This window comes from Spongiactinospora gelatinilytica, assembly GCF_003236385.1.
Lineage (GTDB): Bacteria > Actinomycetota > Actinomycetes > Streptosporangiales > Streptosporangiaceae > Spongiactinospora > Spongiactinospora gelatinilytica.
The window spans coordinates 1-6,229 of sequence record NZ_POUA01000422.1; the positions used below are offsets into that span (position 1 = coordinate 1).

At 72.2% G+C, this 6,229-nt stretch carries 6 protein-coding genes and 1 pseudogene; 4 read left to right on the forward strand and 3 right to left on the reverse strand.

Features of this window, described 5'->3' with window-relative positions:
- Both C1I98_RS33590 and C1I98_RS33595 read left to right on the forward strand, forming a co-directional pair.
- A pseudogene (locus C1I98_RS33590) lies at nucleotides 1-540 on the forward strand (hypothetical protein); the annotation flags it as partial.
- Between the two features lie 96 nt (nucleotides 541-636).
- Nucleotides 637-1,725, forward strand: a complete 1,089-nt coding sequence (locus C1I98_RS33595) for a mechanosensitive ion channel family protein (protein ID WP_233508406.1) — start codon at nucleotides 637-639, stop codon at nucleotides 1,723-1,725.
- On the opposite strand, the gene C1I98_RS33600 is transcribed toward C1I98_RS33595, so the two are convergent.
- Nucleotides 1,702-3,282: an oxidoreductase gene (locus C1I98_RS33600; protein WP_146607800.1), complete on the reverse strand. Its 1,581-nt coding sequence runs from the start codon at nucleotides 3,280-3,282 to the stop codon at nucleotides 1,702-1,704. The genes C1I98_RS33595 and C1I98_RS33600 overlap by 24 nt on opposite strands.
- 44 nt (nucleotides 3,283-3,326) lie before the next feature.
- A complete protein-coding gene (locus tag C1I98_RS33605; protein WP_146607801.1) occupies nucleotides 3,327-4,028 on the reverse strand; it encodes an LCP family protein in 702 nt (233 codons plus the stop codon).
- 163 nt (nucleotides 4,029-4,191) lie between these two features.
- Here C1I98_RS33605 and C1I98_RS33610 point away from each other — a divergent pair, with 163 nt between their 5' ends.
- On the forward strand, nucleotides 4,192-4,779 hold the full coding sequence (locus C1I98_RS33610; protein WP_146607802.1) for an Rv1733c family protein: 588 nt from the start codon (nucleotides 4,192-4,194) through the stop codon (nucleotides 4,777-4,779).
- On the opposite strand, the gene C1I98_RS33615 is transcribed toward C1I98_RS33610, so the two are convergent.
- Nucleotides 4,772-5,194, reverse strand: a complete 423-nt coding sequence (locus C1I98_RS33615) for a hypothetical protein (protein ID WP_199537415.1) — start codon at nucleotides 5,192-5,194, stop codon at nucleotides 4,772-4,774. The two genes, C1I98_RS33610 and C1I98_RS33615, sit on opposite strands and share 8 nt — an antisense overlap.
- A gap of 264 nt (nucleotides 5,195-5,458) precedes the next feature.
- Between C1I98_RS33615 and C1I98_RS33620 the strand changes: the two genes are divergently transcribed.
- Nucleotides 5,459-6,229, forward strand: a 771-nt coding sequence (locus tag C1I98_RS33620; protein WP_146607803.1) for an FAD-dependent monooxygenase, incomplete at its 3' end; no start/stop codon positions are given.

Below are 6,229 nucleotides of genomic sequence, written 5' to 3' on the forward strand. Positions count from 1 at the left end.
GAGCACGTGCTGTTCGGCATGATCGCCCAGGGGCTCGGGGTGGACGCCCGGCGCGTGCAGTACGCCGCCTACGGCGACCCGGCGCAGGCCGCCGCGGCGGTGCTCGGCGGGCGGGTCGCGGCCGCCATCGGCCCGGTACGCGAGTGGGCGGCCCGGCTGGCCTCCGGCCGCGCCAGGGCGCTCGCGGTCTCCTCGGCCGCGCCGATCGAGGGGATCGACGCGCCGAGCCTGCTGGAGTGCGGCGTGCGGGTCGACTACGCCGACTGGTGCGGGCTGCTCGGGCCCGCTGGGATGAGCGCGGAGGAGCGGGCGGCGGCGGTCGCGGTCTGCGACCAACTGGAGACCTCGGCCCGCTGGCGGCGGACCTGCCGTACGCACGCGTGGGTCCGGCACCATCTCGGCGGCGACGGGTTCGCGCAGTGGCTGGGCGGCGAGACGCGCAGGACCCGCGCCGCGCTGCGTGACCTGGGCCTGCTCAACAGGCCGGACACCATCCACGCGAACACCATCTCCTGGGGTTGCTGCGCACGCCGCTACTAGCTAGTACACCGTTACCAGTCGTCCGCCCAAGCCCTCTGAGATCCCTTTCCGCCAATGCGGCACAGTGGTAGGAGTGTCGTAAAGGGGGCTTATAGCGTGTCCGCACTACCGAACCTGCTCGGCCTGGTGGTGGCCGTCGCCGTGGCGGTGGCGGCAGTGGAGATCGTCCGCCGGGTGCTGCAGTCGCGGCTCATCGGCCCGCGCTGGGGGCTCGCCGAACCTCTCGTACGGCGGTGCACCTGGCCGGGGTTCGCGACCGCGGTGGTGGTCGCCGCCAACCTGGCCTACGAACCGACCGTGGACCGGCGGGTGCCCATCCCGCCTCCCTGGGTCGAACTCGTGGACCGCGCCCTCGCGCTGCTCACCATCGGCTGCGTGACCTGGCTGGTCATCCAGGCCGCCTACGCCATCACCGACGTCGTGCTCGACCGGCTGATGGCGGTGGAGGGCGACGGCGACCGGCGTGCCCGCCGCATCCGCACCCAGATCACGCTGGTGCGCCGGGTCGCCGCCGCGGTGGTCATCGTGGTGGCGCTCGGCGCGATGCTGTTCACCTTCCCCTCGGTGCGCGCGCTGGGGGCCGGGCTGCTCGCCTCGGCCGGCATCGTCGGCGTGGTGGCCGGCATCGCCGCGCAGTCCACGCTGGGCAACCTTCTCGCCGGGCTGCAACTCGCGTTCAGCGACGCGATCAGGCTGGACGACGTGGTGGTCGTGCGCGGGGAGTGGGGCCGGATCGAGGAACTGACCCTCACCTACGTGGTGCTGCGGCTGTGGGACGAACGCCGGCTGGTGCTGCCGGTGTCCTATTTCACCCAGAACCCGTTCGAGAACTGGACCAGGCACGGCAGCAGGGTGATCGGCCATGTGTACATCCGTGTGGAATGGTCGGTCCCGGTGGATGAACTGCGCACCGAGCTGTACCACTTCCTGCGCGAGCACCCGCTGTGGGACCAGAAGGACTGGATCCTCCAGGTCACCGACCTGCTGCCGAACGGCCTGGTCGAGCTGCGCGCGCTGATGAGCGCCGCCGACTCGGCCAGCGCCTGGGACCTCAAGTGCGACGCCCGCGAGCACCTGCTCGCCTACATTCGCCGCGAGCACCCGGAGGCGGTGCCCCGCTTCCGCATCGTGGACGGCGGCCGATGGGAGGGGGAGGAGCGGTCAGGAGGAGGCGACCGGGCGTAGCACCCGCGTCGCGCCCGCGATCAGCGCCGTGGCCAGCACCCACCCCGTCACGATCAGCAGGTTGGCCAGCCAGAGCGTCCAGCCGACCGGCTCCCAGGCCCCGCGCTGCTCGAACACGCTCACCGGGACCAGCAGGTCCAGGGTGTACACGAACGGGTCGAAGTGCCGGACCTCCTCCATGTCGATCTTGGCGGGCGGGATCAGGTGGAACACGGTCATGCCGGTGAAGAGCAGCAACGCCGCCCACACCGCGGCCAGCCAGGGGCGGTAGCCGTAACCGACCATGGCGTCGAGCAGGCGTCCCCAGGTCCGGCCGGGCAGCCGCAGCGTGCCGCGGCGCTCACGCTGCTTCGCCAGCAGCACCCGCCGCGCGTCCGGCTCGTGGCCGATCCTGCGGTACCAGCCCGCCAGTTGCTCATACGGCTGCGGCCGGTACCCGTTGGCGGACCTGCGCAACCAGCGCAGCCGGTCGGCCACGGCCCAGTCGCCACGCAGCGACTCGTAGACCAGCCCGTTGAGACGGACGTCGCCGTCGTAGGCGTCCGGCTGGTCGAGCAGCACGCCGATCCTGGAGTAGCCCAGGTTGATCGTGCCCTGGAGCGAGTCGGGCGTCAGGATCACCTCGTCCACCTGCGCGTGGCTGAGGTGCAGCCCGATCCGGTCGGGCGCGCTCACCGTCGACCCGTGGAAGGACAGCACGCCGTCGATCCGCGCGCCGCGCAGCCGTACCGTGCCCTCGGCCTTGAAGCCGTCGTTGAACTCGACCGCGCTGGCCTGCAGATGGTCGCCGTTCACGGCGATCGAGCGCACGTTCGTGACCTCGGCCCCGCGCAGGTAGAGACCGCCGTTGAATCGAGCGCCGATCAGCCGCAGGCCGCCGGAGGCGCGGAGCCCGCGCATGAACGCGCCGCCGTCCACGGTGAGGCCGCCCGCCCACACCGCCCACACGTCGGTGGTGTAGCCGCGCTCTTCCAGCTCGCTCTCCGACATCGGCCGCCGGACGTCGATCTTGTTGGCCCCGTCGTTCTCGCCGTGCCCACGCCGCAGCGGGGCGGTGATTCGCGCGTGCGACATCCGTAACTGCCCGCTGACGTGGGCATTGTCGAGCCGGACGCCGCGATGGATGTGCGATCCGTCCAGCTCGAACAGTCCTTCGACGGTGGCCCGCGCGGCGCGCACCCGGGAGATGTCGCAGCCGCGCAGCCGGATGCCGTGGGCGGTGATGTCGGTGATGTCGACCCCGTCCGCCAGGTGGCAGTTGAGCAGGTGCACCTTGGCGGTGACGGTGGCGTCGGACAGGTCGAACGAGCCGGTGATCCGCGCCCCGGCGAGCCGCAGGCCCGCGGTGCGCCCCGGCTCGGGGTCGCGGACGCCGAGCAACAGCGCCACCAGCAGCTCGGCGCGGACCGTCCGCTCCGGACCCCAGCCGTCGCCGGACGCCGGGTCGTCACGCTCCCGGTCGCCGATCCGGAAATCCACCCATTCCCCCGTGGGATAGGCGTTCCAGACCTGGCGCTCGGCCGGGGTCAATCGCCAGAACCGTCGCGATCTACGCACAGCGCGAACCATAACGCAGAACGCGCCACGTGCCGACGGGCCCTTCAGACCGGGCGGACGGTCCTGCCGATCCGGTCGAACAGCGGCTGGCGGTCCTGCTGGTCGGTGCTGAGCGTGACGATGCAGGTCTTGCCCGCGCCCGGCACGTAGTACTGGGTGCCGTGCACCTTGACCCCGCCGGACGCGAACATGTAGACGATCCGCACCCCTCTGCCCTCGTCGAGCGGCACCTCCCCGGCCTCGGTCACGGTGGCGTCGAGCCGGTGGAGCTGGTCCTTGGCCACGTCGATCAGGTCGGCCGCGGCCACCGCGCCGCCGGGGCGGCAGAAGCCGTTGAGGTTGGTGGCGAAACTGGTGGCGGAGCGCCGGACCGACGCGGGGTCGGAGGCCCACACCGCCTTGCTGGCCGCCAGCTCGCGCAGGCTGTCCTTGGCCTCCCGCATCGTCCGCCCGGACAGGTCCGCGGCGGCGAGGCCCTTGTCCAGGTCGTCCCGGCCGAGATCGAGAGCCGCCCAGTCGCGTGGTACCGAGACGGTCACGCCGTTGGTGGCGTCACCGACCCGCTTGAACCCCTCGGGCACGCCCGCGGGCTCATCGGGCAGGGCGGCCCCGGCCGGCGCCTTCTCACCCTTTCCAGGGCCCGCCGCCGGGCCCGCGCCGGAACCGCAGCCCGCCGTAGTCCACACCACCCCCGCCACCGCCAGGGCGCCGCCCAGCCGTCTCGCCGTCGATCGGTGTCGCCACACCAGAGTCCCCCTCCTCGTCGACATGACACGGTGACATGACGCCGGGCAGCCTACCGATTGTGCGTGATCCATTACCCAAGGTATTCGAAGCGTGGTAGGAGTAAAAACGCGCTGGCGTGGTAGGGGGATCGTTGGGGTGGTGGAGATGTCGCAGAATGCCATCGTGCGTCTGGGTCGCTGGCTCGGCCTCGGCCCCAACCCGCTGCGCCGCCGATGGGACCGCATAGAGGCGGCGGGCCGGGTGACGGCGCTCATCGGCCTCGTCGTGTCGGTCGTGGCCGGGATCATCGTGGCGACCGGCGCCTACCAGGCCCACGAGCGGGCGGTCCAGAGCGAGGCCAGGTCCTCCCAGCCGGCGACGGCCCGGCTGCTCACGGACCCCGCGATGATGAACCCACCGCCGGCCGCCTCGTCAGGGCGGGCGGCCGGGAGCGGTTTCGCGCAGGCCCGCTGGACGGCTCCGGATGGTTCGGTACGCCAGGGCACGATCCCGGCCGCCGCGGTCTGGCGCGCCGGGCAGGACGTCACGATCAGGGTCGACGCGAACGGCACGCCCGTCGGCGACAACCGGGCGAACCGCTTCACGCCGCTGTCGGCGGTGATGATGGCGATCTCGTTCCCCATCGGCGCGTCGGCGCTGCTGTGGCTGGCCCTGCTGGGGCTGCGGGCTCTGGTCGAGCGTCGCACGCTGCGCGAATGGGAGGACGAATGGCGCACCGTCGAGCCCAGGTGGCGTAAACGGATCATCTAGCCGCCGGCGGCCCCGCCAGGCCGTGCAGCAGCAGGTCGGTGAGGGCGTCCACGACCTCGTCGTCAGAGTAGCCCGGCCCGGAGTCGCCGGGCAGCAGCGCGTAGGCCAGCATCGACAGCATCGCCCCCAGTGCGGCGGCGATCAGCCTGGGGTCGCCGGGCAGCGGGCGTCCGCTCGTGCGCAGGTGTTCCAGGTGGTCGCGCAGGATCTCGGTGTCGTCGGTCAGTCGCCGCCACGCCTCCCCGCTGGCCGGGCCCGCGGCCAGCGCCGACTCCATCAGCGCCACCGCGACCGGCCGGTCCTCCCGCATCAGACGCCAGCCGACGTTCAGGTGCTCGCGGAGTTGCGCGCGGTCGGTGAGGTCGTGCGGGGGGTGCTCGGTGCCGGCCATCTGCTCGTGGGCCCGCCGGCGCATGTCGGCCAGCAGGGCGCCCAGGAGTTCCTCCTTGCTCGCGAAGTGGTCGTAGAAGGACCCGGTGGCCCGGCCCGCCGGACCGTGATGTCGGTGATCTTGGTGTTCAGGTAGCCGCGTTCGGTGAACTGCCCGCGGGCCGCCTCCTTCAGCGCGGCCTCGGTCTCCGCCGCCCTGACCTTGCGTACTCCCACGTCGTCCTCTCCTTGACGTCCTTCACCCGGCACACCATACTGAGCCCGTTTTCGCCGAATAAAGATTCGGTGAATGAGGACGGGCACCTCCAGCGTCGATACCGCAGACGCCCGCACCGGCCACCTCAACGGCGATCCCTTGATCGCCGGGGCCGACGTGGTGGTGGGCGCGGACGGTATCTGGTCGGCGACCCGCAAGGTTTTGGACCCCGCCTCCCCCGAGCCCGCCTACGCGGGCATCTACGCCCTTTCCGGTGTCGCCAGGGGCGTCGCCGCCATCGGGTCCGGTATCAACATGATCTTCGCCCGCCGGGGGGCGTTCATCCACCTGCCCGCCCCGGACGGCACGGTGTGGTGGGCGGCCCAGGTCGCCGCCGCCGAACCACCGGCCGACGTGCGCGCGGTCGGACTCGGCGAACTGGCCGGGCTTTTCCCGGAGGAACCGGTGACGGCTGTACTACGAGGCGCCACGGAGGTGGGCGCGGCGACCCTGCTGCACGTCCTGCGCCCGGCCGAGCGCCGCCAGGACGGCAGGACCGTGCTCGTCGGAGACGCGGCGCACCCGGTGGGGGCGGGGCAGGGCGCCTCGATGGCGATCGAGGACGCGGTGGCACTCGCCCACGCACTCACCACGGCCGGCGACGTCCCCACGGCCTTGGCGGAGTTCGACCGGGTACGGCACGACCGCACAGGCCGCCTGGTCAAGGTCGCCGCGGCCAACCGCGACGCCAAGACCGCAGGCCCTGACCGCCCGCCTACGCGAACTGGTCATGCCGTACTTCTTCGGCCACCTCTACGAACGCACCACCGGCTGGCTCTACGACCACACCCCCGCCCCCCTGCC

Coding starts and splice junctions, on each gene's coding strand:
- C1I98_RS33615 (WP_199537415.1), bottom strand. CDS start 5,194: ATGCGCCGGCGGGCCCACGAGCAGATGGCCGGCACCGAGCACCCCCCG.